This is a genomic window from Actinoplanes sp. NPDC049118 (assembly GCF_040648555.1).
Lineage (GTDB): Bacteria > Actinomycetota > Actinomycetes > Mycobacteriales > Micromonosporaceae > Actinoplanes.
The window spans coordinates 218,047-218,532 of sequence record NZ_JBEZDY010000007.1 but is presented as its reverse complement, the minus strand read 5'-3'; positions in this window follow the sequence as shown (position 1 = coordinate 218,532).

Below are 486 nucleotides of genomic sequence, written 5' to 3'. Positions count from 1 at the left end.
ACGGCGGCTCGGCGGCTCGGCGGCTCGGCGGCTCGGCGGCTCGGCGGCTCGGCGGCTCGGCGGCTCGGCGGCTCGGCGGCTCGGCGGCTCGGCGGCTCGGCGGCAACGAGGGGGAGCGGGCCGGGGATTCGGCCGTTCCGTCGTTGGTCACCAGGCCCACGTTTCACGTGGAACGGAGGGGCTGCCCCCTTCGCGTGTCCGCCTGCGGACAGCAGGCTCCCCACGGTCTGGGAGCCGATGGTATTCCCGTGATGAACGGAACGTGGCCCGCCTTGACCTGTCGGAGAGAACTGGGGCGTTACCAGCCTGCGCGACACCGCTCAACGGTCTGGGCGTGCCGCTAGTGAGCGTCGCTTCAAACCGGGCAGAGAGCGACACAGTCGCCTACATCAAGCCCGGCACCCCCAGACCCTCTCCAGTCCTGGCTAGCGCGCCCACCGCGGTGTCAGGGCCCGCGTCCGACGTTTCACGTGAAACGTGCGGCAC